The following is a 26,843-nucleotide window of genomic DNA, read 5'->3' as shown; positions in this document are numbered from 1 at the left end:
TCGCTAAACGCGTCGTTCCGCCATATTGCAGAAGGCCGGAACGACGCTCAGCACCAACGAAACCGCAAAACAATGAGGGGGTCAAATCTTCAGTTCGCCCTGGGGGTCAAATCCTCACTTCGCTTGACATTGCTGAAGCAGGATTCTTTCGCGAGGTGCGCGTGAAAGGCTTCGACAGTATGTTGACCCGCACGCTCGTGGCAGCACGCACTCGGCTGGTCCGGATCACCGTCGAGCTTTCCAACCAGATCCGAGGGATCATGAAAACGTTCGGCTTGCTCGTTCCCGCCGGTAAGGGAACTACATTCGAAAAGAATGTCCGGAGCCTTCTTATCGATCAGAGCGAGCTTGCTCCTGTCGTCCTACCGATGTTGGAAGCCTGGCGCAGCATTCGCATCCGTGCCGCCGAGCTTGGGCGCCAGCTTGTCGCAGATGCACGTCAAAGCCAAGCATGCCGCATACTCATGTCGATCCCCGGCATCGGCGCCATTACCGCAACCTCTTTCGCCACTGCCATTGAAGATCCGGGCAACTTCAAGAAGTCCCGCTCTGTTGCCGCTTGGATCGGCCTGACAACTCGCCGCTACCAATCGGGAGAAGTCGATTATGACGGCCATATATCCCGACGCGGCGATCGACATTTGCGGGGACTTCTCTATGAGGCTGCGGCGGTCATCCTGACACGCAGCTCGATCGACAGCAGCCTGCGCACGTGGGGCCTCAAGCTCCGGGAGAGGGTTGGCTTCAAACGAGCTGCCGTGGCTGTGGCGCGCAAACTGGCGGTGATAATGCATTCGATGCTCAAGACCGGTGAGTTCTTTGATCGAAATGCAGGCGCCACAGCATGAAATCTTGCGAATAGCGTTCAGGATCTGAGCGCCTGAGACGTCCCTGCCGGGACGTGAGCCGAGCCATTCCGCTGATGGGGTTGCACCGCTGTCTCAGCAAAGTGCGTCGTCCACATTGAAGGCTCGTCCGCGGAGCTCCATCATGCGGCGACTGATGTCGACCGCGAAGACAACCATGCACCCGGCAGCGTCGTCTCGACGCAATTACATGCTTGACGTCCCAGCGGCGATTAGACAACCCCATCACTATCCTCGGACGCACTACCCTTCCGGAGTTCGGGAATTCGTACGCCTCCGGCGAGGGCCGCCTTGCGCGAGCATGGCACGGTAGCGAGGCTGCGCTCTTAAGGTCGCCCTTACGAGCGTAGTTAGCAGCACAGCATGAGCCATGTGACGTTATTGACCGGGCCTGAGCGTCGTCGTCGTTGGCGTGAAGAGGATCAGTGCCGGATCCTGGCCGCGGCATTCGCGCCCGGGTCAACAGTGGCGGCGGTAGCGCGTCAGTACGATGTCGCAACCAGCCTGATCTATAAATGGCGCCGCACGGTGAGAGCCCGCGAGACGGGCTTTGCCGAAGTTGTCGTGGTTCCCGATGAGCCTGTCGCCGCTTCGGTGCCGGCGGCGCCACCAGCGGTGATCGAGCTGGAGATCGCCGGCAAGGTGCGGCTGCGGATACCGCTGACCACGCCGCCGACACTGGCGGCGGCGATGGTGAAGGCGCTGGGCATTTCATGATCCCGGTTCCGAGCCAGGTGCGGATCTGGTTGGCGGTCGGCCGGACCGATATGCGTCGCGGAATGCAAGGCCTCGCTCTGCAGGTTCAGGAGACGTTGGGCCGGGATCCGCATGCCGGCGATCTTTATGTCTTCCGCGGCCGCAGCGGCAACCTGGTCAAGATTATCTGGCATGATGGGCTCGGCATGTCGCTGTATGCCAACGATCTGCATTCATACTACGTCCCTTTCGTCTTCAGTTGAGAGTTTTTGCCTGGCTGGCATTTTGCCTTCGTGCGGCAGTGCGATCGACGAGCCGGTTCCATCGGCTGCATTGTTTTTGCGGTAGATCCGAAACGGGAAGTTCGTACAGGCAATAGTGCCCGTTGTAGGCGTGGCTGGCGATGAGGCCATGTTTGGCCCATCGGGTGACGGTGTGCTCGTGGATATTGAGACGCGCGGCCGCTTCCTGTTTTGTCAGCATTCCACGTTCCCGCAGGCGGTCATAGCGAGAGCGCAGCTTGTATTGGTGAACGAGATAGGCAACTCGCAAGGCCGTGAAGCGGGCGTTGTGGCGACCGCGGCGTGCGGCCTCACCGGGACGGTATCCTTACTGGTTGAGCAGTTCTGCGATCTCGGAATAGATGTGGTCGTCGAGGAGTTTATCGACCAGTTCGACGATGCCGGGCTGCGTCTTGACCTGCTGGGCGGAAGATTTTGGGCTCAAGGTTGTGAGCGTCTGGATCTTGCCGCCTTTGAATCGCACGTGAACCTTGGTGGTTCCTTCCGCCGGCAGCTTGACGAGAGTGACATCCTCGATGATGTGGGCAAGGAGTCGCTTGCGTTCGCGGTTTGGTGTGTCGGGATCCGCCCAGAGTGTCAAACGGCTTCCAAAACTGACCCCCGATCGGCGTCCAATTTTGACCCCCATTATGTAGTGCGCAGCGATCAGCGTTCGCCCGGGCGGAGCTGGTCAGGGTTGCGCAGCCCGGGCGAGCGCGGATAGCGCTTGGCAGCTGATGGGGTGATCAGGCGCGGTTCTTGAAGCGCCAGGACTCGTTTCCGGTCTCGATGATCTCGCAATGATGGGTGAGACGGTCGAGGAGCGCTGTCGTCATCTTGGCGTCGCCGAAGACGGCGGGCCATTCTCCGAACGCCGAAGCTGTCGGGAGAATCGAAGCCGGCCGAGGCGATCCGCTATGCACTCGGCCGGCGTGCCGCGCTCGAGGGCTTCCTCACCGACGGCCGCATCGAGCTCGACTCCAACGCCGTCGAGCGTGCCATCAGGCCGCAGACAATTACGCGAAAGAACAGCCTCTTCGCTGGCAGCAACGGCGGCGGACGGACATGGGCCACCATCGCCACGCTGCTGGCCACCGCCAAGATGAACCAGGTCGACCCGCACGCCTGGCTCACCCAGACCCTCGAGCGCATCGCCAATGGCTGGCCAAACAGCGATATCGACGCCCTCATGCCCTGGAATTACCAGAGCTGAACGGCCTCAGCTGCCCGCTTACGACTGTAAGTCTAGCATCCCTGCTGCTTCCTCCGTATTCGACAGCATTCTAGCGGAAGTCTGCTGTATGCCGGTCCGAGGCGATCGCCTCGGGTTCCGAGCTCTCATGCTTGGGCGCTTTCCGGCGCTGGCCCGTTGCGGTCGGGGGTCGGGGGGCCGTGATTCTCCCGAGAAGTGTTACTCGATCTGTCCAATCACGTCGTCAACGGCGACGCGGTTTTCGCCGAAGAAGAACTCGACTGTGTCGCCGAGGCTGTCGATGGCGCGGTAGAGATACATCCATTGGCCGCAGACCTTGATGTACGTCTCGTCCATATGCCACTTGCTGCCTGCGCCGGTTGAAGCGCTCCAGCAGCTGCGGCGAGACGTTGGCAACCCAGCGATGCACGGTGGAGTGGTCGACCTTCAAGCCCGCGTTCGGCCATCATCTGTTCCAGATCGCGCAGGCCCAGATTGTAGGCCAGCTACCAGCGCCCGCACAGGAGGATCACCGACTGGTCGAAATGACGGCCCTTGAACATCACGTGCTCCTCCAGCGCGTAGCTTGACTCCGCCTGCGCTGATCGACTGCCAAGTGTTCACTACGCCGCGCCTAGCAGTGCCAAAGTGACAATGTCGTTCCAGTTCGAAGGTAAATGCATTCCGCAGCGTAGCATGGCCCCTAAATGACATAAAGGACATTCTGCCACATAGAGCTAACTCTCGACGGGCGTCCTGGCATAACGCGGGCGACACACTGTTGTGATTTCCCAGGTGAGGCACGTTTCGTCGCGACCACACCTTCAACGGCGCCGGAAGCGGCAGCCGCTTCCGATTGGTACGGCGGCTCGTTGATCAGCCCATACGCTCGGAGGCATAGGAGCCGGGGCTAGGCGGAAAAACGATTGTTTTTTTGCCGTTCTTGAAGGTGCGGTGGTGTATATGCGCGTGTACGGCGCGGGCAAGCACCTGGCTTTCCACGTCTCGGCCGATCGACACGTAGTCTTCAGCCGACTGCGCATGGGTGATCCGGGCAACGTCCTGCTCGATAATCGGGCCTTCGTCAAGATCCTCTGTCACGTAATGCGCTGTCGCCCCTATCAGCTTCACGCCGCGCTCATAAGCCTGCTTGTAGGGGTTAGCCCCCTTGAAAGACGGCAGGAACGAGTGGTGAATGTTGATGATCCGGCCCGACATCTTTTTGCACACGGCGTCCGACAGAACCTGCATGTAGCGGGCAAGAACGATGAGCTCGGCGCCGGACTGCTCGACCACCTCCATCAGGCGGGCCTCAGCCTCGACCTTGTTGTCCTTCGTTACATTGATGTGATGGAAGGGTATGTCATGGCTGACGGTGACCTTCTGATAATCGAGATGGTTAGACACGACGCCCACGATCTCAATAGGCATCGCACCGATCTTCCAGCGGTAGAGCAGGTCGTTGAGAATGTGGCCGAAGCGAGAGACCATGAGCAAAACTCTGGTTTTTTTGTCACTTCGGTCAAACTCGTACTCCATCGCAAATGCTGCCGCGATCTCGGCAAAGCCCTCGCGTATCTCGGCCTCCTCAACGCCCGTTTCCGACAAAAAGCCGACGCGCATGAAAAAGTGGCCGGTCTCGAGGTCGTCGAACTGAGAGCTATCCGTAATGTTGCAGCCGTTGTCAGCGAGATAGCTTGAGATGGCCGCGACGATGCCACGTGTCGATTTGCAAGAGACGGTGAGGATGTAATTGTTTTTAGTCACAGATGGCTCCAACGCGTTAATGGGCATGGGATGCTTTAACACCGCCCCCCGGCGGACTTGATGAAAAACCAAAATAATTTCTCAGATGCAGAATCGTTTTTAGCAGTCGCGACTCGTCGACCAGGTGTCCGTTGCGCGACCATCAACCTCGTTCGCTAAGCGTGACGGAGGTTTATGCGCTGAGACAAGAGCTTCCATCACCTCCGTCATCCGATCGACGTCGACTGGCTTCTCGAACCTCGCCGTATTCCTGAAGGTTTCAGGGATATTCGAAGCGTTGAAGCCCTGCAGAAATACAAATGGGATTTGGCGTCGCTGCAAATGTTCAGCCGCCGCGAAGGTCGCCTCGCCTTGCAGGTTCACATTGAGGACGGCTGCGTCAATAACAGCCGACGACATGATGACGTCCAAGGCATCTTCGATAGTGTCTGCCGGATAGTTGACAGTAGCACCGGCCTTGACGAATGCGTCCCGCAGTTCGGAAGCCAGGGAAAAGTCGTCCTCTCCTATGAAAATGGAGGAGTTTAGGAGCGCGTGTCCTTCCGCTTTGGTCTCCCGCCATCTCATTCAGGTCGGACCGGTTACATTGGAGAATAGTTCCTCGGCATTCTGGTGCATGAGGCGGGTAATCAGGTCAGGCACTGCACCGCGTTCTATCCAACCTCGGTGCACCAATGCCGAAAGGGCTTCAGCTATACCTTTACGCGCGATTACACTGTGGCCAACAATGTTTTCCGCCACCGTAAAATCCCCGCCAAACGTGAGAATTTTATTGGCGGGCGCCGAGACCAGGAACTCGGTCAGAAATCGAACCGAGGCTTCCGGGTTGATAATCCATGCCCAACACATGTCGATATAGGCGTTGGTAAAGTGTTTGCAGAGCGCGATGTATTCGTCCTGATACGGATAACCGATATGCATGAGCACAAATCGGACATCTGGATAGGACTGCAACAATTTGCAGACGTCGGCTGCGTTGTCGCGCACTCTTCCGAGGGGCATTAAATTCGAGCCTGCATGATATCCTGTGTGGATTTTCACGGGCAGTCCGTAATCTTGTGCTTTCTTTATGCAGTAGTGAAAGAGATAGTCTTCGAGGGCCTGGGCACCTTCGACGCCGATGAAGGGACGTGGCGCCACCAGTGTCGAAAAGTGGCGTTCAGCAACATGTCGGTCGACATGAGCAAAGTTCAAAGCCCTATAGTACGCACCTACGTATTTGATCGCGACTGCGCGCCTGCCAAAGCGCTCAAAATAGAGGTCGATCGCCGCCAACCAGTCCGTGAAAGAATCGACTTCGACGCCTAGTTCCGACTTGACCTTGACAATGTCGGCAAGACTGCACTGGGTGATCTCCTTTATGCTGAGGTCCTGTTGCAAGAGCGATGGTTGAGCCGTCTCCATGAAGACTCGTTCTAGAGAGTTCACTTGGCATATCGATATGTTACAGACCTGCTTCAATATGTGTTCGTAGAAGCCGGGCTTTCTGACCTCACGATATCGAGTATCTAAAAGATGAATATTTTTCAGCGAAAACGAATCGACGCCATAAAGCTCGCGAATTGTAATGCTAAAATTCTTCCCGTAACCGGTATGTTGAACGCGCTCCCAATAAGGAGAGACGATTTTGTACTTTTTTACTGCTGAAACCTCAGGATCGTAAAATCGGCGTGCCTCCGATTGGCTCATTCCTGAAGAATAGAGATCGTCCTGCAGGTACTCTTTGAAAAGCAGTGACCAGTCATCACACGGTAGGAGCCAGTCGTTCAAAGGCAAAACGCGTCTGGATTCTTCAACGAGGTGCTCGTGGGTGTCGGCAAGAATGGTCGCGCCCACTTGTTCATGGATCCAAGTCATGGCTTCAGAGCCGATCGTTTCGAGTGTTGAACAGGGCCGAAAGCACTCGGCTCCCGGCGGTTTCGCGTTTGCCGCCGAATGCCGAGTCAACCGGATTCGTCCTTGTAGGCCTAGTCTAGCAGGCGATCTTCGAACGGGTAGGACGACAGGAGTTCATACCCATCCGCTGTCACCAGCACCTGTTCCTCAAGCTTCACCCCGTCACGTTCGCCGACGGCGCCAATGTAGGATTCAACGCAAACGACCATGCCAGCTTCGAGGGTCGCCTCAAAGGCAATTGATCCTCTAAATACCGGCTTAACTTGCGGAAATTCGTCACACATTCCGACCCCGTGCATCAAGCACGTGTAGGCCTGCTCGTGGAACTCTTCCGGCACCGGCCAAGCCTTCTCTTGAAGTTCTTTCATGGTAAGGCCGGGACGAATAAGCTTCAAGTTGGCGTGCAACTCGTCGTAGGCATAACGATAGAGCTGGCGCTGACGTGCACTCGGGCGGTCTTTACCGTAATAGAATGTCCGGGAGACATCGCAAAAATAGCCGAACGGGCCGACCATGTCGGTGTCGAACCCGATCAAGTCGCCTGGCTCGATGGCTCGCTGGGTGGCTTCCTGAAGCCATGGATTGATGCGAGGTCCAGATGCGAGCATCCGTCCCTCGTGCCAGCCGCCCATGTTGGCGAGGTTGGTGTAGTTGAGAATTCCCCAGAGTTGCACTTCGGTGACGCCAGGTCCCATGCTGGCCTGCATGCGGGCGATACCATGCTCAGCCACGGCGCATGCCCACCGAATGCATTCGACCTCATCAGCCGATTTGATAACACGTGCACCTTCGACAATGTCGACGGCGTCGATAACCTCGATTCCGCGCTGCAGCAATGCTAGTGTAATGCTCGGGTTTACATACTCAATCGCTACCCTGCGATTCGTAGAACCGATCTCGCTCAGAAACTGAACAATATCATCCGCGAACAGTCGGGCGTTTTCCGTCAGCTCGCCGCCGCCTTCGAAAAACGAAATCGGCCGTCCTGGACGCGACACATCGGCGGTAGATTCATTCCCAAGCCCGGCATGCAGAACGATCGGCCCGTCGACAGGCATGAAGAGGTAGGTGACGGGTATATGGGATTGAAAGAGAGGATAGACGTTGTAATCGATCGCATAGCGAAGGCTGATAGGGCTCACCAGGACGCACATGGCGACGTCCGACGCGCGCGTCGCAGCCATCAGGCGTTCCTTGCGGTACTTGTCGAGCCTTTGACTGTCGAATGCCGGCATCGGCCGGAACTGTCGCAAATCGCTCCAGTTGTCGCGAAGCAGGGACCCGTCAGGATCTGGTGAAACCAATTTGGTGTCGTTCATGGGTTCCTCGCTTGCTTTGATGGCTCGGGCCCACGCCTTACATTCTGGACCAGAGTTTGCCGCCGGTGGCCCAATTATTCGGCGCGTATTCGTCGAACACAACGTGGACTTGTTCTGGTTTCAGGTTCGACTTCTCGCAGAGCAATTTGGTGATTTCTGCGGCAATTTCGGCCTTCTTATCGTCATCAGTTTTAAACGTTTCAATGTGGATGACTGGCATAACACGCTCCTAGTTGGTCTGCGGATGAGCTTGATCATAGCTTGTCAGGACTACTTCGCTTATTGCGGGCCGGTCGAGGCAGCATGCGCGGCCACGCAGAGGGCCGCGATAGCGAGCTATAGGCAGCGGCGGGCTTTCATTCAAATGAGTATTACTGTCGAACCGGATAACCAGGAGTCATGAGGATGCAGCCTGAAATTTGGCTGAGGTCTGCTGCCGAGGGGCCATGACTTCAGCTTGTCCGAGGCATGACTTTTTGGTCGCTTGCGAAGAGGCGGTCTGGGGCCCTAGATCAGGAAATGTGCCGGGCGGCGGTTCCGTCGGGCTAATCGTAGACAGGCAACCAGCATATGACCCATTCCAAGAAGATTGTTATCGTCACGGGCGCAACATCTGGAATCGGCGGCGCCATTTCGGAGGCGTTTGCGTCTGCTGGTGCGACACTGCTGCTGGTAGGGCGCGACCGAGAACGTGGTCAACGGGCTCTCCAGGTCGTCGAAAAGCTTGGTTGCACCGCGCAGCTAATACTGGGGGACGTGGCTGACTCCGCCTTTGCGGACGAGGTGGTAAATTCTTGCGTCGAACGCTTTGGCAAGGTTGACGTGCTGGTTAACAGCGCCGGCATCATCCGGCGTGGCAATGCGGTTGACACTAGCAATGATGACTGGCGGCAGACTTTTGAGGCCAACGTCAGCGGGGTATTCTACTTTAGCCGAGCCGCCGTGAAATCCATGCGGACCACCGGCGGCGGCAGCATCGTCAACATCGCTTCGAATGTTGGTCTGGTCGGTTGTCCCGGGCTAGTTGCCTACTGCGCTTCCAAAGGTGCGGTTGTTCTCATGACCCAGGCCATGGCCCTTGATCATGCCAAGGAGCAGATCACCATTAATGCGGTCTGTCCCGGCGCCGTCGATACCCCAATGCTTGTGTCGGCCCACCATAAACCTGTCACCGCGGATGAAATCCTGCAGAGGAATGTCGATTCGATACCACAGGGCCGCGTGGCTACGCCCAAGGAAATCGCAAGTCTAACTCTGTTCCTCGCAAGTGACGGCGCAAGGCACATCACAGGCGTCGCTATTCCAATCGATGGCGGCTTCACGGCAGGATAGGAGGACATTTTGGGTAGTCGGGTATCAGGCAAGGTCGCCATCGTCACTGGGGGCAATCAGGGCATCGGGCGGGCGATCGCGGAGAAGCTTGCCGAAGAGGGCGCCATTGTCGTCGTCGGCGACCTGCGCGACGATCGTTCTTCCGGTGCGGGCGGCGAGGGAATTACGGCTCTCACCCTTGATGTGACCAAAGAGGTGTCGATCCGGACTTTCGTCGATGACGTCCTCCAGAAGTTCGGTCGGATCGATATCCTGATCAATAATGCCGGTCTGGTGATGCACAAGACCCTCGATGACCAGACAGCCGCAGAGTGGGACCGGCTCATGGCCGTTAATCTCCGAGGACCCTTCTTAATGGCTAAATATGTGGTCCCTGAAATGAGACGTCAGGGCGGGGGGACCATCGTCAATATCGGGTCGGTCGAAGGGTACATGGTCAACCCGTGGCACACAGCCTATGCGGCCTCGAAAGCCGGGGTTCATGGACTGACCCTTGGGCTGTCCGTGGACCTTGGTCCCGATGGTATCCGTTGCAACACCGTCTGCCCGGGCTGGATCGACACTGATCTGAATCGCGCATACGTTGAGATGCATCCGGATCGAGCCCTAATTGAGCGCGAATTGGGGCAGCTGCATCCCGTGGGTAGAATTGGCGCTCCCAAGGAGATAGCCAATGCAGTCCTTTGGTTGGCAAGTGACGATTCCACTTTTGTAAGTGGTGAAATGATCTCCGTCGACGGCGCACGCACCAAGAAAATCTCTCTGCCTGCAATCTTGGACGAGGAGTACCGGGCCAAGCTGACGAAAGCTCAGGCATAACGGTGCGCCGGCTACTCGAGACGGCATGCGCCAGTTTAAGCTGCTCGCGGCGGGACTCTCTGTTAAAAAACAAGGATCCCGCCGGCCTGCGAGGCTCGTCTTACGAACTCCCACCGAACGGCTATCCGAAGTGAGTTCGAAGACAAAGGCAAAGCCGGTGTTCCTCGGGATCGATACCGGCGGCACTTATACCGATGCAGTGCTGTGGTCAGAAACGGAAGGCCCGCAACAGGGATCTAACAAGGGCAAGGTGCTGGCCAAGGCCAAGGCGTTGACCACGAGGCACGATCTGGCGGTCGGCATTTCTGGCGCAGTCGACGCGGTGTTGTGCAAAGCCGGCACCAATTCTGCTGAGATCAAACTGGTCTCAATGTCCACGACGCTGGCCACCAATGCGCTGGTCGAAGGGCAGGGCGGTCGGGTGGCGCTGATCATGATCGGCTTCTCCGAGTCCGACCTTGCCCGCGACGGGCTGAAGGCCGCACTTGGGACCGACCCGGTGATTTTCTGCCCCGGCGGCCATGATGTGCATGGCAACACCGCCGGACTTGACTTGTCAGGTTTGCAAGAGGCACTCTCGGCACTCGGTGCCTCGGTATCCGGCTTTGCTGTCTGTGCCTATTTTGCCACCCGCAATCCCGCGCATGAAATTGCTGCTCGCAACATGATCCGTGACAGGACCGGGCTGCCCGTCACCGCCAGCCACGAGCTGTCAGCCAAGCTCGGCGGCCCTCGTCGGGCGCTTACCACACTGCTCAATGCCAGGCTGATCTCCATGATCGACCGGCTGGTTGCGGCAACCGAGGGGTTTCTTGAAGAGCGCAAGATCGTGGCGCCGCTAATGGTGGTACGCGGCGACGGCGCTCTGGTCTCGGCGGCCTTTGCCCGCCAGCGGCCGATCGAGACCATCCTCTCCGGCCCGGCCGCCAGCCTGGTCGGCGCCCATCATATGACCGGCCTCGACAATGCCGTCGTTTCCGACATTGGCGGAACCACTACTGACGTAGCCGTGCTCGACAACGGCCGGCCGCGCCTCGACCCGGAGGGCGCCACAGTCGGCGGCTTCCGCACGATGGTCGAGGCTGTCGCGATGCGCACATTTGGCCTTGGCGGCGATTCCGAAGTGGCATTAGAGGAAGGCGCGCTAATTCCAAAAATCCTGCTTGGGCCGCGCCGCCTGGTGCCATTGGCGCTGGCCGGCATGACGCATGGCGAGGCTGTTACGGCCGAGCTCGACCGGCAATTGCGGACTCCCAATCCCGGTCGCATGGATGGCCGTTTCGCGGTGCGCACAGGTGTGCCAGACAGGCTTGCCACAGGCCTTACCGCGCCGGAGAGCCGACTGTATGAGGCAATCGGCAATATGGCCGTCGCGTTGGATAACCTCCTTACCTCCAACGCCCAGAACGCCACGCTCAACCGACTGGTGTCGCGCGGACTGGTGCATGTCGCCGGCTTTACCCCTTCGGATGCTGCCCATGTGCTTGGCAAACAGGCGAATTGGGACCCCGTCGCTGCCCGGCTTGGCGCCGAATTGTTCGCCCGCAAGCGTGACGGCCGGGGCCACCCCATTGCTTTGTCCCCAGAGGCGTTTTCGGAGCGCGTGCTGCTGACGCTGACCCGGTGGTCAGCCGAGGTTATTCTTGAGACGGCTTTCACCGAGGACGGGCTCGATGGCGCTTCGACGGTGGCACATGCGCTGGTCCAACGCGCGGTCGACGTACATCCCGGCATCGCCCGGTTAAGCGTCGCGCTCGACCGCCCGGTCATAGGCCTGGGCGCCTCTGCGCGGTTGCACTATGCCGGCCTACCAACCCTAATCGGCAATGACTGCGTCGTGCCGGAAGATACCGATGTCGCCAATGCACTGGGCGCGGTCGTCGGGCAGGTGCGCGTGTCGGCCGAGGCACAGGTCAGCCAACCCAAAGAAGGACTCTTCCGCCTTGCCTCTGGGGGTAGAGTTCGCGATTTCCTCGATGAACCATCGGCCATCGCTGCCGCGGAGGCCGATGTCCGCGCCCTCGTTGCGGGGACGGCTTGGGATGCAGGCACCGACAGCGCCGAGATTGAGGTCACCACCGAATATCGGGTTTCGACCGTGGAAGGTCAGCGTCTCTTCATCGAGGCACAGGTGTTGGCGGTCGCGTCGGGAAGACCCAGGATAGCGGTTTAGCCTGCGACAGTTTCACTGTTTCACGGAAACCATGAACTGCTTCATTTCCTGTGTTGACGAAATTCCGGACGGAAACGGAGCGCACGTTTCCTTGAAATTGTTATAGCGCAAGCAACCCGCCAAAAAGGAACTGCGTCGGCCTGCCAAGCAGAAGCGAAAATCGGGCTGTCCCTTCCGAACTTTCAGTTCCGGTGGCGAGGCGCTCAGAGACCTAGGCTGTGCAGCTGCTTGGCGGCACTCGCGCGCGGGTCGCAGGTTACCTCGAAGCGCTCCATGCACTTGGCCGCCGTAAGACGGTATTGGTTAAGCAGCGCTTCGACGGCGCCTTCAGCGTCGCCATCCACGGCGGGCTCGGCGATCAGCCGATGCTCGCCGATCTCGTCGCGCTCGGATTCATCCTGGGAGATCAGCCGATAGCGGGAGGCTGGGTCGGAAAGTTGGTCGCAGAAATCGGTCAACCAGCGCGAGCGGCAACCGGCGACCAGGACCCGATGAAAGGTGCGGTGCAGCTTTTCCCATTCCGGAGTGTTGGAGGAGGGATCCTCCGGCAGGCGACGCTGGGCGCGCGCCAGCCTGTGCAATGCCAGCACCAGCTGCTCTTCCCGTTCGCCGGTTCGGCTGACAATGGATTCACGCAGCGCCGGCTCCTCCAGCCAGCAGCGCGTGCGAGTCAGTTCCTCCAACTCTTGGGCGCAAACCAGCAATGAAGAAACCGCGCTGGTCGTGACGACCCAGGAGACCTTCGGAGGCAAGTCAGTTGAGAGCTTCACGAACAGCGAAGTGCCGGCTCCGTAGCGAGAGACCGACCATTCGACCCGCAATTTGCTTACGCTTTCAAATACGCCGCGCAGAAGATCCTCGCGAAGCTGTTGATAGACCGTACTGGCGGAGTGTGCTTTTGACCGCGTTTTCGCTCATGTCGGCAGATTCATAAGCCACAATGACTCCAATAGCTGTCCGATGCTCCAAAAGCCTAACGCGGTTTGCCGTTTCCATGAAGCAGTGGACGCTCTAATCAATTCCGCCTAGGCACGTCAAAGCAGACTATGGGGCTGCAGGCCCAGACGGAGAATGAATGCGGAGCTCTCCGCCGGTCGTTAATAGCTGTGTCAACCAAGGCCGGGCCCGACCCACGCTGGTAGCGCAACACGGCATTGCTGAGGTGACACGCCATGGAAGGTTCTAAAGGACTTTGCGAAGTGCGAAGCAGAGACGAAGCCGCAGGCTATTGCGATATCGATAATGGGCAAGCTCGTGCCTTCGATCAGACGTTTGGCGTGCTCGACACGCACGCGCAGGTAATGGCGCACCGGAGGGATGTGGACGTGGGCTGCAAACAGCCGCTCCAACTGACGTCGTGATATGCCAACGCGTCGGGAGACTTCCGCCATGCTTAAAGGGTTTTCCACGTATTCTTCCATGATGCGCATTGCCATCAGCAGCTTGTCGCTCGCGCCGGCGAACGCAAGGCCGGTTGGTCCCGTCTGACGGTTCGAACCAGAACGTTGCCCGTCAACCGTTGCGTACCGGCAGACCTCCTGGGCGATTGTTCCGCTGACATGGCCCGCGATCAGGTCGACGGCGAGGTCGAAGGCCGCCAGTTCCCCCGCGCAGGTCGCAAATTGTCCGTCCTTTACGAATAGCGCATCCCGCGCCTGCGTCTGTTGGAACATCTCCGAGAATGCGGCCAGTCTCGACCAATGGATCGTGCAACGCGTACCTGCTAGCAGACCTGTCTGCGCCAGAAGCCAGGTTGCTGTGCCAAGTGCCGAGATTGGAATCCCGCGGCGTGCAAATGTCCGCAAGACACTAGTTATCTGGGGCGGCAGACGCCGGCTCACGGGTTCCCCTGCGATGATCGCCAGGTGGTTTGGTGCCTTGCCGCCGATACAAATATCCAGGTCATCGAGGGTCATATCTACGTCCACCGACAGCCCGCTCGCGCCCACGACCGGCCGTGCGTCAAGTCCCGCTATGCGCCACCGGAACAACTCCAGCTTTGAAAGCACATTGGCAATGCGGAACGGTTCGATGAACGCGTGGAGTGCCAATTGCGAAAAGCCAGGCAGGACCAGAACAACCAGGTCGACGGGCTGTCCGCCGCGAATGTGGCTGTCGAGTGTAGTCAAAGCCTTCATGGCATTCATGTCGGGAGGTGCGTTCATCAGCTTCTTCCATACCTTTCGGAGAGGATTGCCGGCATGTGGACCGGACAGCCTTGGTGTGACTTCAGCTAACTGGGACGTGTCGCAATCCGTGCCGGCTGCGCATGGCCCCCTCGACGACACTGCACGTGTCTCGCGCGACTCGGTACCTATGGCCTCTGGCTGCCGCTTAGAGGACTGCGTCGCCGATCTGGAGTTCCTTCCGCTTCATGAACTCGAGCAAGGCTTCATCAATCGCCTCGTCGAGTGGCGGGGCCTGATACTCCCTCAGCGCCTTCGCTGCCGCGGCGCGCCCCCGCGTGTCGGCGTCCCTGGCGCCTGCAAACGACCATTGCTCAAAGCTGTCGTGGTCCATCAGATCGGGCACAAAAAAAGCCTGCTCGAAATTCTTGAGTGTGTGGGCGGTGCCGAGATAATGGCCGCCGGGCTCGCTCTGTCGGATCGCATCGAGTGTCTCATCCAGCTCGCTTTTCACCAAGCCCTGACCCAGCTTGTAGAACATAACCATCTGCTCTGCGTCGAGCATGAACTTGCTGTAGCTCTGGGTGAGTGCTCCCTCGAGATAACCGGTGGTAGATAGTACAAAGTTCGCGCCAGCGATCAGCACGCCATACATATTACGGGCCGCCTCATACCCCGCCTGGGCATCGACGAGCTTGGAACTCGTGCACATGCCGCTGCAGCGCCATGGGAGCTTGTAGCGCCTCGCCAGCTGACCGACCAACATGTTCATGTGGTCGATCTCCGGCGTTCCTGCCATAGGCGCACCGGTTTTCATGGAGACCGTGGCCAGCCACTGTCCATAAATTGCGGGGGCTCCCGGCCGCACAACTTGTGCAAAGGCTATGCCGGCAAGCGCCTCGGCGTTGAGCTGCGCAACCGCGCCGAGGGTACTCGCCGGGGTGCTGGCGCCCGCCAGGACAAACGGGGTGAACAGAATCGCCTGATTGCTCGCCGCATAGACTTTGACTGCGTCGAGCATCGTCGAGTCCCACACCAACGGGGAGTTGCAATTCGCAATCGATACCGTGACGGTGTTGTTGTGGACAAATTCGTCGCCGAAAACAATTTTGGCCATGGAAACAGTGTCCTCTGCCCTCTCGCGAGAGGTAACGGCACCCATGAACGCTTTGTCCGAATATTTGATCAGGCTGTAATTCATGTGTAGATGGCGCTTGGGAACGGCCACGTCCATCGGCTCGCAAAGGACGCCGCCGGTCATATGCATGGCCGGCGCTTGATAGGCCAGCTTTGCAAAATTCACGAAATCGGCGATCGTCGAGTTTCGTCGCTTGCCTTCCAGGTCCAGCACGTTCGGGGAGCCGTACGCTGGAGTGAAAATCGTCCTTCGACCGCCGAGGGTGACTGTCTTTGCCGGATTGCGGGCGTGGACAGTAATCGTCTCGGGAGCCTTCGCCACGAGATTCATCAACAGGTGACGGTCGATCCTGACACGCTGTCCGGTGACGTCGGCGCCGGCAGCCTGCCACAGCGCAATGGCCTCGTCGTCACGAAACTCAATGCCAATCTCTTCAAGGATCTGCATGGAGTAGTCATGAAGACGCTCCAGTTCGTCCGCGCTTAACAAATCCATGTAAGGCAGGCCGCGGTCCATCGGGGGCATATATGTTACCGCCCGCTCCAAACGCATCTTCTGCCGGGCGTCCCGGCCACCGGGTCGTGCAGACATAGCTTAATCCTCAGTTGCTGTTAGAACATAGCTCAGCGATCAGCAGATAACTAACAATAAATAGTCATCTACGTCATGAAGTACGGTTATGTCAGACGAGTGTCGGGCCGCTAAAGCCTCTCCTCAATGCCTTTCAGCAGGGAGGATACAGTGACGATCCCAACGTCGGCGCCGGAATCATCCGTTATAACTAGCGGCTTGTTGCCATTTTTATTTGACAACGCCAGCAGCTCCTCTACCGCAAAGTTCAACCTCACCCTCGGAGCGTCGGCGATCGCCGTGCCTCCGGCACTCGAATAATCGCTGAGGGGTGAAATGACCGACGCAGCCGTCAGCAGCTTGAGACGGCTGCTTCCCTGGACAAACTTCTCGACGTACGGATCCTGCGGGTTTCCAATGATATGATCCGCAGAACCGATCTGCAGCATTTTGCCGTCTTTCATGACGCCAATCTGGTGACCCAGGCGCACCGCCTCGTCCAAGTCATGTGTGATGAAAAGTGTTGTTTTCCGAAGCTTGCTTGACAGCTCCTTGAACTGGTCTTGCAGCTCCCGACGGATAAGTGGGTCGAGCGCCGAAAAAGGCTCGTCCATCAGCAAGATGGCCGGGTCAGCCGCTAGCGCACGGGCCAATCCGATCCTCTGCTTCATTCCCCCGGACAATTCGTCCGGATAACGACCACCCCAACCGGCGAGCTGCACGAGCTCCAGCTTTTCCTCGGCGACCTCGTAGCGCCGGCGTTTTGGAACGCCACGTAGCTCTAGACTTAATGCTACATTGTCCCGCACTGTTCGATGCGGCAGCAGCGCCACGTTCTGGAATACCATTCCAATCGATTGAGCCCGCAGCTGGCGCATCTCCGCCTCGGACTTCAGATTAATGTCCTCACCGCCTACAATAATCTGGCCAGCGCTAGGTTTGATTAGCCGGTTGACATGCCTGACTAAGGTCGACTTACCGCTTCCGGACAAACCCATGATGCAGAAGATCTCTCCAGCCTTGATCTTGAAAGAAACGCCGGCCACCGCAACGACGCAGCCGTGCTGTTCAAGGAGAGCGTCCTTTGAAAGATAATCCTTCTGGATGCGAGCCAGATCGTACTTTGCAGTCGATCCGAAAACCTTCCATACATCCCTGAACTCGATGGCGTGCGTAGTCAAAATCCGTCTCCAGGTTTCAGGCCTAACGTCCGGCAGGGCTATTCTGCCGGACGAGTTCTATCCTTTGATGGTTATTTCGCAGCGAGTTTGGCCTGGGCGATCCATTTGTTCCACTCGTCGAGATGGGCCTTCTTCCAATCTTCAGCATGCCGACGAATGTCCTCATTCGACTTCTCGCCCTTGTGAATCAGCAGGTTCTCGCTGTCGATGTCGTCAATCGGAATCTGGACTTGCTCGAACCACTTGTTAGCGACGGGATTTTTCTCAAGAAACGCGGTGTTGGCGAACACGTGGTGCGTGTTCACAGTAAAGCCGAGATTCCCTACGCCGGGGACTGTCGTATCTGCCCCGGCCTGTTCATCGGGCAAAGCCGTGAAGGGTACCGTGAGCCATGAAACATTCTCGCCATGGCGAAGAATGCCGTTGATCCAGGTGGGCGTCCAACCGTAGTACAATACCGGTTTGCCTTCTTTGACCCGTTCGATCGCATCAGCGATCAAAGCGAAATATTCGCCCTGGTTATGCGTTACCGTGTCCCTCAGCCCGTAAGCATCCAGCTGATGCTCGATGACGCGCTCACACCCCCACCCGGGCTCACAGCCGTAGAGATCTGCCTTGCCATCTCCGTCAATATCGAAAAGCTTGGCAATCTTCGGATCTTTCAACTGATCGATGCTTTTGATGCCGTGCTTGTCGGCCGTAGCTTTATCAATCGAGTAGCCCTGAATTGAGTTTTTTGCCAGGGTTCCCACCCGATGGGCTTTCGCGTCTCCGCCAGCTTGGTTTGCAAACGCTATATGCAGGGGGTACCAATGCGGAGTGTAGTAATCAGCATCGCCATTTGCGACGGCCACATGGGCAACGGCAACCTGGGATTGCGCCGGTTCCTCGACTGTATAGCCCAGATTCTCAAGCCCAAGCTTTACCACGTAGGATTCGAATAGTTCCTCGGCGATTCCGTTATACATCGGCTTCACCGTGACGCCTTTACCCGGCAGATCTTCCGCAGCCGCATATCCGGACGTCATCATCATTGTGCCGAGCACCGTGATGGCGACGGCGAGTGGCCTAAGGGCCGAAGTAAATGTAAACTGGCTCATTGTTGCTCCCGCTGTTATGAATTTGACACTTGTTGCCGATCACTTCGCAATTGGTCGCGGCTTGCCGGACGGGCAGCGAGGGTTCTGACCACAGCTGTGACGATCCCAGCAGGGCCGCGGTTGTACCAAGCTACGTGAGCGAATTGCCTGCTGCTGGTCATGGCTGATTGGGTGAGGCGATCCAAGATGATTGCCAGAAGAACAATCCCGAGTCCGCCGGTTGCCGCCTGACCGACATCCAGCCGGCCGATGCCCCGCAGGACCATCTGTCCCAACCCGCCGACGGCGATCATCGACGCAACCACAACCATAGCGAGCGACATCATCAGCGTCTGGTTGACACCCGCTAATATGCTCGGCAACGCCAAGGGCAGTTGCGCCTTGAACAGAAGCTGACTGTCGGAAGCGCCAAAGGCGCGCATGGCCTCGACCACCTCCTCTGATACCTGCTGAATCCCAAGGGTGGTCAGCCTTATGACTGGTGGGAGAGCAAAAACAATGGTTACGATTACGCCCGGCACGTTGCCGATACCAAACAACATGACGACGGGAACGAGATAGACGAATGATGGGATCGTCTGCATTGTATCGAGCACGGGCCTGCAAATCGCGGCCGTTCGAGCGCTCCGGGCGGCAAGGACACCCAAGGGGATGCCGACGACCGTGCAGAATAGTACCGCGGTAAAGACAAGAGACAGAGTTGTCATCGTCTCACCCCAAATGCCGAGTAGGCCGATGACGATCAGCAGGCCTCCGGTCTGAAGTGCCAGCCGCCAACCGGCAAGCTGCCAAGCAATAAGGCCAACGATGACAATTGTGATGACGGGCGGGATGCCATTGAGAACAGCTGCAAGGGTCGTCAAAAGCTGGTCAATCGGCCACTTCACGCTTTGAAAAAACGGGCGGTAGTTTTCTACAATCCAACCTAAGCCGTTGCTGACCCATTGATCGAACGGTAAGTGCCAGCTTTTAAACGGGTCCAGAATGTCTTCAGGCTTCACCAAAAAGTCCTTTCAGCCGGCTCAGTCGGGATACCTAAGGGCGTATTGTCGTCCGCCGCACGGGTTATCCATTCTACGCCTTTCGAGGCGCGACGGTTTGTTTCGCGCGGGTCGGGTGCCTTCCCTCAGGAGCGGCCTTCGCTCAGCCTAGATGCTTGGCTCCCGTGTTATTCCCGGGCCCCAGCCCAGCATGAGAGTATTCCCTCTTAACGTTGCCGAAAACGCTAGCGACGGGGCGCCTTCGACACAATGGTAGAAAAAGTCATGCGCCGCAGGACTAAATGTTATCGTGCCAGGCCGTCGGGTCAGGCACCTGATCTCTCGCCATGAGCAAAGGATGTTATCTCTACCTCACCTTCTGCTGGCGCCGGCGACGAAGGATTGAGGTCTACCACTTGGGCCATCAGCCAGTTGCGAAAGATCTGGACGTCCTCCCGCTCGATCGCGGTATCAGGAATGACCAAATGATGTTTCCGGCCAGTAAGGCAGCTTTCCCGCAGAGGCCTTATCAGGGAGCCCTCATTGAGAAAATCGTTGACCAAATGTCGCCATCCTAACCCAATTCCGTGGCCTCTGATCACAGCCTGCATCATCGTCGGGTAGTTGTTGAACGTAATGACGCGTTTGAAATCGGAGGAGACGCCGAACTGTCCGAGCCAATGCACCCAGTCAAAGGGTGACCATGGATAAGCAGACCAATGCTGATCGTCCATAACCAGAAGTACCTCGTTAACGAGGTCCTCCGGCGTCAGAATAGGTGAGTGTGGCTGATAGGACTTGCTGCAGACCGGGAAAACCTCCTCGCCGAAAAGCTCGGTGGCCGTGAACCCTGGGCGCGCCAGATATCCCATAACGACGGACACATCGAAACCATCTGTCGCCGGCGCGGGGCTGCGCTCGAGGGAAACCAGGTGCAGGTCGACCTCTGGGTTGTTCGCCACGAAATCACCGATCCGATGGCTCATAAACAGCGTTGCGAAGGACATTGGCATCCCGACGGTCAAACGTCGGGCCTTTTCCCTTCTTTTGACGCTGTCAAAAGCTGCTGCAATGTGCGCAAGGCTCAGGGTGGCTGCTTCGAACAACTCCTCTCCTGCGGGAGACAACGATACCTTCTGGTTGCCTCGGTTGAAGAGCTGGATGTCGAGGTGGTCCTCAAGCGTGAGGATATGCCGGCTTACGGCGGCTTGGGTCACCGACAGCTCATTGGCTGCTTTGGTAAAACTCAGATGCCGTGCCGCAGCCTCAAAGGCGCGCAGCGCGCTCAGCGGAAGCCGTCGATAATTAGACATGAGTTATCGTTACCCAACTAAGGCCATTCGGCCCCGAGACCGTCCAAGAGCCTATCATACAGTTTATCCTCAATATGTCTCCCGTCGCCCCGAACCTTACGCGAGGCTACCGCCCAACAGGGCAGGGGCCACGCTTTTGGCTTTAGAGGCAAGCTGCGAGGTACTCTCCGAACGCCTCCAAACAGAAGGCGATTGGCCGTAAGTTTTTCGGAAGACTCGGGAAAAATGAGAGGCGTTCTCGAAACCGGCGCCCATCGCGACCTCGATCAAAGATGTGCTCCCCTTTCGAAGCAGCTGCTTCGCGTGCTCGAGCCGCACACGGCGGTAGACCAGAGCTGGGGAGCTGTCCAACTCTTTGAAAAACAGACGCTCGAGCTGCCGACGGGAAATCCCCAGTGCTGCAGCCAGCCTCGAAACCGGGAACGTGTTTTCGACGTTCTGTTCCATGAGGATCAGGGCCGCACGAAGCCGGGGGTCGTTCGTCTCAATCGTCAAGGGCCGGCGCGGTTGAACCCATTCGGCACCCCGGACCTTGTCGATCTGGAGCACCTCGAGCGCGTTGCGCTCGGCTGCGTTGCCGATGTGCCTTCGGACCAATTCCGCTGCAAGGTCGGCAGCGCTGCTACCGCCTGCGCAGGAGCCCCGCTTCTCGTCCAGGTTATAGATCCTGTCCGCCTGAACCTGGAGATCCGGAAAGCGGTCCCGGAAATCGAGATAGTGAAGCCAGCTGACACAGGTCTCGTGCGCGGCCATGAGACCCGCTTCCGCTAAAACGAAAGTCCCCGTGCAGATGCCGATCAGGCGCGCGCCTTTGGACGCGGCGTCTCGAAGGTATTGAAGGGTTTCGTTGTCGACCGCCTGGTCGCCGCTCAATCGCCCACCGATGACGACGATGTAATCAAACTCCATTGGGTCCAGAAACAAGGACGTTGGCGAGACTTGGATGCCACAGCTCGATGTGACGAGCTGCCGGGTGTGCGACAGCACCTCCCAGTCCGCGTCGACCCGGCCCGACCTGTCGGCCTCGTCACTTGCGAGCCGTAGGGTGTCGATGAACATCGCAAAGGCGGTCAAAGTGAAACAGCGGGCCAGGATAAACCCGACCTTCAGTCGAACAGAGCGAACCTGTCTGCGACACGCAGTTGAATGAAACACAATCTGCCTCCAGCTCGGGGAGAAGCCGACAGCCCGTCTAATTCGCCGCGCTGCCGGAATATCGTCTACCTATCTTGACGCATCTATTTGTCTACAATATGTCTACAATCAAAATTGAGGAGCTTCAATGATCTTTGATGAACCTGCACCGTCATTGGACCGAAAGGGCATTCTCGCCGAAACGCTGGTGCATCGGATCCTGACGATGCAGCTTGAACCTGGTGCGGTTCTCGACGAAGTCGCCCTCAGCGAAGAATTCGGCCTATCCCGCCCGCCGGTCCGCGAGCTGATGCGGCAGATGGCAGGCGAGGGCTACGTTGACCTTGAGGCCAACCGTGCTGCGCGCGTATCCATCATGTCTTATCAGACACTTCGGGATTTTCTCATTGTCGCCCCCATGATCTACGTTGGGACGACGAAGCTCGCGGCGGTCAACCACAACGCGGGGGACCTCGCAGTCCTCAAGCAGACCCAGCAGAGATTCCGGCAGTCCATAGCGGACGGTCACGTTGAGAACAGGGTGATCTTCAATCACCAGTTCCACCTGAACATCGGCAGGATGGCGCACAACCCATACCTGCTCCCCAGTCTCAAGAAGCTTCTTATTGACCACGCCCGCATCGGCAAAATCTTTTACCGCCAAAACGGCGGCCCGCGCATCCAGAGAGACCAGGAAACCGCTGCTCTGCAGCACGATCAGATGATCGAAGCCATTGAAGCCCGCGATGCAGAACGCGCAGGTGACGTGGTGCGCGCCCATCTCGAAGTGTTCCGAAGCGACGTGGCGCTCTACGCGGTGCCCAGCGGCATGCAGGGCGAACTCGAAGGTTAGCTATTGTCAGTGTCAATGGGACACAAGGGAGAACCGAAATGCTGAACAAAGTCGACTACAAGACGCAGGCAAGCGCACTCATACTGCCCAACAAGATGATTGTGGACGGCGTGCCGGTGGCCGCGCTCTCGGGGAAAACCTTCTCGACCCTCAATCCCGCGACGGGCGAGGTCTTGGCCGATCTCCCGGCAGCTTCCGCGGCCGATGTGGATAAGGCAGTCGCCGCGGCCCGGCGGGCGTTTGAGGATGGCCGGTGGTCGAAGCTGCCGCCGGCGAACAGGAAAAAAGTGCTTCTGAAGCTGGCTTCTATCATTGAGGAAAACGGGGTGGAGCTCGCCCTTATGGAGAGCTTGGACAGCGGCAAAACCATTAGCGACTGCATCAACATTGATGTGCCCGAGGCGATTAACAGCCTCAGATGGCATGCCGAAGCCGTCGACAAAATCTACGATCAGGTTTCCCCAGCGAATGACGCATCAATCGGTCTCATTGTGCGCGAGCCGATCGGTGTCGTAGGCTTGGTCCTGCCGTGGAACTTTCCGCTCTTGATGCTTGCATGGAAGATTGGTCCCGCACTTGCTGCAGGATGCACGATCGTCGTCAAGCCCGCTGAGGAGACGTCCCTCACCACATTGCGGGTCGCAGAACTCGCTCTGGACGCCGGTTTGCCCGCTGGCGTCTTCAACGTCTTGACTGGTGACGGCCCGGGAGTTGGTGAACCGATCGGCCGGCACCCGGATATTGATGCCGTTTCGTTCACAGGCTCCACCGAGACCGGTCGCCGCTTCCTGAAGTACTCCTCCGAAAGCAATCTGAAAGAGGTAGTGCTTGAAATGGGGGGCAAGAACCCTTGCATTGTCATGGAAGACGTCCCCGATCTCGATGCGGTGGCCGCTCATATTGGCAACGGCGCTTTCTGGAATATGGGCCAGAATTGCTCGGCGATCTCGCGCGTATTCGTCCACAATGACGTCAAGGACCGCCTCCTCGAAAAACTGACGGAAGTCGCCAAGTCTTGGACTGTGGGCGACCCATTGGACTCGGACACCCGCATCGGCCCGCTGATCTCCGGCACCCATTTTGGCAAAGTCAGCGGCTATCTCGGGGGCGAGGGCAGGGTGGTGACGGGTGGAAAGGTTTTCAACGGCACCACGATCGAGCCCACGATTCTTGAATTCGACCGCCACGATGCCAAGCACGTGCGAGAGGAAATCTTCGGCCCGATTGTGTCCGTGATCGGGGTCAGCTCCCTCTCGGAGGCAGTCTCACTCGCCAATGAGACAGAATATGGCCTCGCGGCCTCCGTTTTCGTGGCTGACGGCACACGGGCCCTGCGTGCCGCACGGGCTCTCAAGGCAGGGACCGTCACCGTGAACTCTTACGGGGAGGGGGACGCTGCCACCCCTTTCGGCGGCTACAAGCAGTCGGGATTCGGCGGCCGGGACAAGTCTTTGCACGCTCATGATCAGTATACCCAGACCAAAACGCTCTGGATCGACCTGAGCAGCTCAAATGAAGGCTTCTGAAATGTCATCATTCGCCTTTTCCGGCCTTAATCTCGCGATCACGGCGCCGTTCGACGCAAACGGCCGCATCGATTTTGTGCGGTTCGAGGAGCTCATCGAACGGCATCTGGGCGCTGGCGTCGACGGCTTCGTGTTCAGCTCCGGCACAGGTATGCACGCTTACCTGACACCGGAGGAATCGAGGTCTCTCATTGAGCGCGGTGCGCGTGTCGTTGCTGGGCGGGCTAAGGTGGTCGCCCAGGCATCTGCCTTACTGACTGCCGACGTCGTCGAAAGAACGCGTTTTGCGAAGGATTCCGGGGCAGCCGGGGTAATGGTCCTGCCACCGTTCTTCGAGGGCCCTTCAGACGACGACAGCGTCTTCGATTTCTACAGCGAAGTCGCGGGGGTCGGATTGCCTATTATCGGATACAATGTGCCCCAAGCGGTGGGAGTACGCATCACACCACGGTTGCTTCGCAGGCTCTGCGAACTGCCCGAATTCCAGGCCGTTAAGGACAGCAGCGGCGATTTGGTCGGCCAGGTCAGGTTGATTGATACCGGTCTCAATGTCATCAACGGGGCCGACCCGCTGGTGCCGTTCTCCCTATTCGCCGGTTGCTCCGGCTTGATTTGGGGCGGTGCGAATATCGCCCCGCGCACATGCGTTGCTATCGTCAGAGCCGCCCAGGAGAAGCGGTGGGACGACGTGCAGTCGCTCTGGAAGTTGCTCGAGCCGGTCATGTCGCTTCTCTGGGACGGTGACTATGTTCCGAGCGTTTATGCGGCTTCGGAGCTCACCGGATATGGGGGCGGCAGCGCGCGGAAGCCGTTCCGTCCCCTTTCGTCGGACCGCATTTCAGCGCTTCGGACGGCCCTTGGCCCTCTGATTGAACAAGAAGCGGTATGATGGCCAGCAAGACTTACCGGGCGCGTCGCCTTCCCGCCCATGGCGTGGAGTCCGGCTGGGAGGCCTTGCTCCCGGCGCGGACGCCGACGCCGGCGCTTGATCACGCAATCACTGCCGATGTCGTCGTCATCGGCGCAGGCTTCGCAGGGCTCGCAGCCGCTGTGCGACTTACCGATCTTGATCCTAAGCTGTCCGTGGCCATCATTGATGCCGACGAAATCGGACACGGGGCCAGCGGCCGGAATTCAGGATTCCTTATAGACCTGCCTCACGACATCTCGTCGGGTAATTTCGGGGCGGATGCCGTAGCCAAAAGCCACAATGAGATCCTGGTCGCGCGGACGGCCATTCAACATTACGCACGCTTGGCGGAGGCGCATGGGTGGGACGAGGAAGTCTTTGATCCCAGCGGCAAATATAGCGTGGCCATGACTGATGTCGGTACGGAGCACCTTGAAGCCTACTCCTTGCAGCTCAAGTCCTTGGGTGAACCAAATCAGCTTCTAAACGCTGCCGAGGTTGAGGACGTCACCGGGACGCGATCTTATAAGTCAGGGCTATTCACACCCGGTGCGGTCATGGTGCAGCCGACGGCGCTTGTGAGGTCCATTGCGGATGTGTTTCAGGAACCTGTGCGGCTGTACGAGCGGACGCCCGCTCTTTCTATCGAAAGCTCCTCAAACGGCTGCACGGTCAAGACGCCCAAGGGAGAGGTTAGGGCAGGGCGGGTCATCCTGGCGACAAACGGCCACGCAGAAAGCTTCGGCTTCGGAAAAGGTGAGCTTCTCCATGTCTTTACGCACGCCTCGCTGACCGAGCCGTTTGCGCCCGCAGCAATAGGCGGACTGCGCAAATGGGGAGCAACACCCGCTGCCCCGATGGGGACGACGGTGCGGCGCATTAACGGTCCTGATGGCGACCGCATCCTGATACGCTCACGCTACACCTACCATCCGACCATCGAGGCCGGGGCGGCAACGATCAAAAGCGCTGGTGATTTGCACGACCGTAAGTTCGCGGACCGCTTTCCAGATCAGCGTCACCTGAAAATGCAGTATCGCTGGGCCGGCGCTATGGCGCTGACGCGGAACACGGTGCCGCTGTTTGGCGAGGTTGCGCACGGCATCTTTGCTGCGTGCGCATGCAATGGCATAGGTGGAACGAAGTCTACCTCGGCGGGTATCGCGACGGCCGAACTGCTGGTCGGTCACCGGTCAAAGCTCGGCGATATTTTCCGCTCGTTTGAGAAGCCGCAGACCTTACCACCGCGCCCTTTTACCGACGTAGGGGCACGATTGAACCTGGCCTACAGGGAATGGCGGGCGGGACGCGAATAGGCGTCCTTCGATGAACAGGCGTCATCCGTTCACCCTGTTGGATCTCGGGCTCGTGGCCATGTGGAGCTCCGGGTATGTCGGAGCCAAGCTGGCGGCCGAGACCCAGTCGGTATACCTCGTTCTGTTCTGGTCGTTTCCTGCTGGTGGCGCTGCCGCTGGCGCCGGCATCGATCCGCCATATCGTCACGGGAGGCTGTGAATCGGCGTGCAAAATTGACTGCGTGTTTCAGTAAGTCCCGGACACCGTTTTCACTAACTCCTGGACAGTGATTCCGCTAAGTCCCGGACAGTTTTCCGGGGTGGATTTGACGGTCGGTCCTCGGCTGCTCCGTTCTGGCATTTTGGATCTCTCATC

General features: G+C 58.4%; 26 protein-coding genes and 3 pseudogenes. 12 read left to right on the top strand and 17 right to left on the bottom strand.

Translation table 11 applies throughout. The annotated features are described in order from the left end of the window. The 3 genes from NKH93_RS31265 to tnpB all read left to right on the top strand — a co-directional run. Positions 1–848 (top strand): IS110 family RNA-guided transposase (locus tag NKH93_RS31265; RefSeq protein ID WP_352974972.1); only part of this gene is annotated, 848 nt, incomplete at its 5' end. A gap of 381 nt (positions 849–1,229) precedes the next feature. After that, entirely contained in the window at positions 1,230–1,583 is a 354-nt protein-coding gene (tnpA, locus tag NKH93_RS31260) for an IS66-like element accessory protein TnpA (protein WP_352974971.1), read from the top strand. Next, positions 1,580–1,825 carry an IS66 family insertion sequence element accessory protein TnpB gene (tnpB, locus tag NKH93_RS31255; protein ID WP_352974970.1) on the top strand — a complete coding sequence of 82 codons (246 nt, stop codon included), beginning with the start codon at positions 1,580–1,582 and terminating at the stop codon, positions 1,823–1,825. The genes tnpA and tnpB overlap by 4 nt, the downstream gene beginning before the upstream one ends. Here the strand turns inward: tnpB and NKH93_RS31250 are convergent. The 3 genes and pseudogenes from NKH93_RS31250 to NKH93_RS31240 all read right to left on the bottom strand — a co-directional run. After that, positions 1,818–2,045, bottom strand: a complete 228-nt coding sequence (locus NKH93_RS31250; protein ID WP_352974969.1) for a helix-turn-helix domain-containing protein — start codon at positions 2,043–2,045, stop codon at positions 1,818–1,820. The two genes, tnpB and NKH93_RS31250, sit on opposite strands and share 8 nt — an antisense overlap. 126 nt (positions 2,046–2,171) lie before the next feature. Beyond that, entirely contained in the window at positions 2,172–2,444 is a 273-nt protein-coding gene (locus NKH93_RS31245; RefSeq protein ID WP_352974968.1) for a hypothetical protein, read from the bottom strand. Positions 2,445–2,589: 145 nt separating this feature from the next. Continuing rightward, positions 2,590–2,727 (bottom strand): annotated as a pseudogene (locus NKH93_RS31240) (ATP-binding protein); the annotation flags it as partial. Here NKH93_RS31240 and NKH93_RS31235 point away from each other — a divergent pair. Continuing rightward, positions 2,718–3,056 (top strand): annotated as a pseudogene (locus NKH93_RS31235) (IS66 family transposase); the annotation flags it as partial. The pseudogenes NKH93_RS31240 and NKH93_RS31235 sit on opposite strands and share 10 nt — an antisense overlap. Positions 3,057–3,290: 234 nt before the next feature. Here the strand turns inward: NKH93_RS31235 and NKH93_RS31230 are convergent. The 6 genes and pseudogenes from NKH93_RS31230 to NKH93_RS31205 form a co-directional block, all read right to left on the bottom strand. Next, positions 3,291–3,541 (bottom strand): annotated as a pseudogene (locus NKH93_RS31230) (DDE-type integrase/transposase/recombinase); the annotation flags it as partial. 370 nt (positions 3,542–3,911) lie between these two features. Beyond that, positions 3,912–4,802: a formyltetrahydrofolate deformylase gene (gene purU, locus NKH93_RS31225; RefSeq protein ID WP_502896527.1), complete on the bottom strand. Its 891-nt coding sequence runs from the start codon at positions 4,800–4,802 to the stop codon at positions 3,912–3,914. A 99-nt stretch (positions 4,803–4,901) separates the two neighbouring features. After that, on the bottom strand, positions 4,902–5,369 hold the full coding sequence (locus NKH93_RS31220; RefSeq protein WP_352974965.1) for a response regulator: 468 nt from the start codon (positions 5,367–5,369) through the stop codon (positions 4,902–4,904). Continuing rightward, positions 5,370–6,749 (bottom strand): amidohydrolase family protein, encoded by a 1,380-nt coding sequence (locus NKH93_RS31215; protein ID WP_352974964.1) that lies wholly within the window; start codon positions 6,747–6,749, stop codon positions 5,370–5,372. Positions 6,750–6,769: 20 nt separating this feature from the next. Beyond that, a complete protein-coding gene (locus NKH93_RS31210; protein WP_352974963.1) occupies positions 6,770–8,017 on the bottom strand; it encodes a M24 family metallopeptidase in 1,248 nt (415 codons plus the stop codon). Positions 8,018–8,054: 37 nt separating this feature from the next. Continuing rightward, positions 8,055–8,237, bottom strand: coding sequence for a tautomerase family protein (locus NKH93_RS31205; RefSeq protein WP_352974962.1), 183 nt, complete (start codon positions 8,235–8,237; stop codon positions 8,055–8,057). A 350-nt stretch (positions 8,238–8,587) separates the two neighbouring features. Here NKH93_RS31205 and NKH93_RS31200 point away from each other — a divergent pair, with 350 nt between their 5' ends. From NKH93_RS31200 to NKH93_RS31190, 3 genes are all read left to right on the top strand, one after another. Further along, the gene (locus tag NKH93_RS31200) at positions 8,588–9,349 is read left to right on the top strand and encodes an SDR family NAD(P)-dependent oxidoreductase (protein ID WP_352974961.1); all 762 of its coding nucleotides are present in this window, start codon (positions 8,588–8,590) and stop codon (positions 9,347–9,349) included. 9 nt (positions 9,350–9,358) lie between these two features. Next, positions 9,359–10,168, top strand: coding sequence for an SDR family NAD(P)-dependent oxidoreductase (locus tag NKH93_RS31195; protein WP_352974959.1), 810 nt, complete (start codon positions 9,359–9,361; stop codon positions 10,166–10,168). A 130-nt stretch (positions 10,169–10,298) separates the two neighbouring features. Further along, positions 10,299–12,341: a hydantoinase/oxoprolinase N-terminal domain-containing protein gene (locus NKH93_RS31190; RefSeq protein WP_352974958.1), complete on the top strand. Its 2,043-nt coding sequence runs from the start codon at positions 10,299–10,301 to the stop codon at positions 12,339–12,341. A gap of 203 nt (positions 12,342–12,544) precedes the next feature. Here NKH93_RS31190 and NKH93_RS31185 read toward each other — a convergent pair whose 3' ends face one another. From NKH93_RS31185 to NKH93_RS31150, 8 genes are all read right to left on the bottom strand, one after another. Next, positions 12,545–13,162, bottom strand: a complete 618-nt coding sequence (locus NKH93_RS31185; RefSeq protein ID WP_352974957.1) for an FCD domain-containing protein — start codon at positions 13,160–13,162, stop codon at positions 12,545–12,547. Positions 13,163–13,450: 288 nt separating this feature from the next. Next, positions 13,451–14,506, bottom strand: a complete 1,056-nt coding sequence (locus tag NKH93_RS31180; RefSeq protein WP_352974956.1) for a GlxA family transcriptional regulator — start codon at positions 14,504–14,506, stop codon at positions 13,451–13,453. Positions 14,507–14,675: 169 nt separating this feature from the next. Beyond that, positions 14,676–16,196, bottom strand: a complete 1,521-nt coding sequence (locus tag NKH93_RS31175; protein WP_352974955.1) for a trimethylamine methyltransferase family protein — start codon at positions 16,194–16,196, stop codon at positions 14,676–14,678. 110 nt (positions 16,197–16,306) lie between these two features. Further along, positions 16,307–17,356, bottom strand: coding sequence for a quaternary amine ABC transporter ATP-binding protein (locus NKH93_RS31170; RefSeq protein WP_352974953.1), 1,050 nt, complete (start codon positions 17,354–17,356; stop codon positions 16,307–16,309). Positions 17,357–17,427: 71 nt separating this feature from the next. Next, entirely contained in the window at positions 17,428–18,456 is a 1,029-nt protein-coding gene (gene proX / locus NKH93_RS31165) for a glycine betaine/L-proline ABC transporter substrate-binding protein ProX (protein ID WP_352974952.1), read from the bottom strand. Positions 18,457–18,470: 14 nt separating this feature from the next. Next, positions 18,471–19,457, bottom strand: a complete 987-nt coding sequence (locus tag NKH93_RS31160) for an ABC transporter permease (protein WP_352974950.1) — start codon at positions 19,455–19,457, stop codon at positions 18,471–18,473. 305 nt (positions 19,458–19,762) lie between these two features. Beyond that, complete coding sequence (locus NKH93_RS31155; RefSeq protein WP_352974949.1) at positions 19,763–20,749, bottom strand: LysR substrate-binding domain-containing protein; 987 nt, start codon at positions 20,747–20,749, stop codon at positions 19,763–19,765. Positions 20,750–20,845: 96 nt separating this feature from the next. After that, positions 20,846–21,808: a GlxA family transcriptional regulator gene (locus NKH93_RS31150; protein ID WP_352974948.1), complete on the bottom strand. Its 963-nt coding sequence runs from the start codon at positions 21,806–21,808 to the stop codon at positions 20,846–20,848. A gap of 223 nt (positions 21,809–22,031) precedes the next feature. On the opposite strand from NKH93_RS31150, the gene NKH93_RS31145 reads away from it, so the two are divergent. Genes NKH93_RS31145 through NKH93_RS31125 form a run of 5 tightly spaced genes read left to right on the top strand, consistent with a single transcriptional unit; the run spans position 22,032 to position 26,687 of the window. Continuing rightward, positions 22,032–22,736 (top strand): GntR family transcriptional regulator, encoded by a 705-nt coding sequence (locus tag NKH93_RS31145; protein ID WP_352974947.1) that lies wholly within the window; start codon positions 22,032–22,034, stop codon positions 22,734–22,736. 38 nt (positions 22,737–22,774) lie between these two features. Continuing rightward, positions 22,775–24,262, top strand: a complete 1,488-nt coding sequence (locus NKH93_RS31140) for an aldehyde dehydrogenase (protein ID WP_352974946.1) — start codon at positions 22,775–22,777, stop codon at positions 24,260–24,262. A gap of 1 nt (position 24,263) precedes the next feature. Then, positions 24,264–25,151, top strand: coding sequence for a dihydrodipicolinate synthase family protein (locus NKH93_RS31135; RefSeq protein ID WP_352974975.1), 888 nt, complete (start codon positions 24,264–24,266; stop codon positions 25,149–25,151). Beyond that, a complete protein-coding gene (locus NKH93_RS31130; RefSeq protein WP_502896526.1) occupies positions 25,151–26,488 on the top strand; it encodes an NAD(P)/FAD-dependent oxidoreductase in 1,338 nt (445 codons plus the stop codon). Before NKH93_RS31135 ends, NKH93_RS31130 begins: the two co-directional genes overlap by 1 nt. Before the next feature lie 10 nt (positions 26,489–26,498). Beyond that, the gene (locus tag NKH93_RS31125; protein ID WP_352974944.1) at positions 26,499–26,687 is read left to right on the top strand and encodes a hypothetical protein; all 189 of its coding nucleotides are present in this window, start codon (positions 26,499–26,501) and stop codon (positions 26,685–26,687) included. Positions 26,688–26,843: the final 156 nt, after the last annotated feature.

Source organism: Mesorhizobium sp. M0954, from assembly GCF_040319155.1.
In the GTDB taxonomy this organism is placed as follows: Bacteria; Pseudomonadota; Alphaproteobacteria; order Rhizobiales; family Rhizobiaceae; genus Mesorhizobium.
Note: the sequence above shows the minus strand (reverse complement) of the source record. Positions and strands in the feature narration are given on the sequence as shown.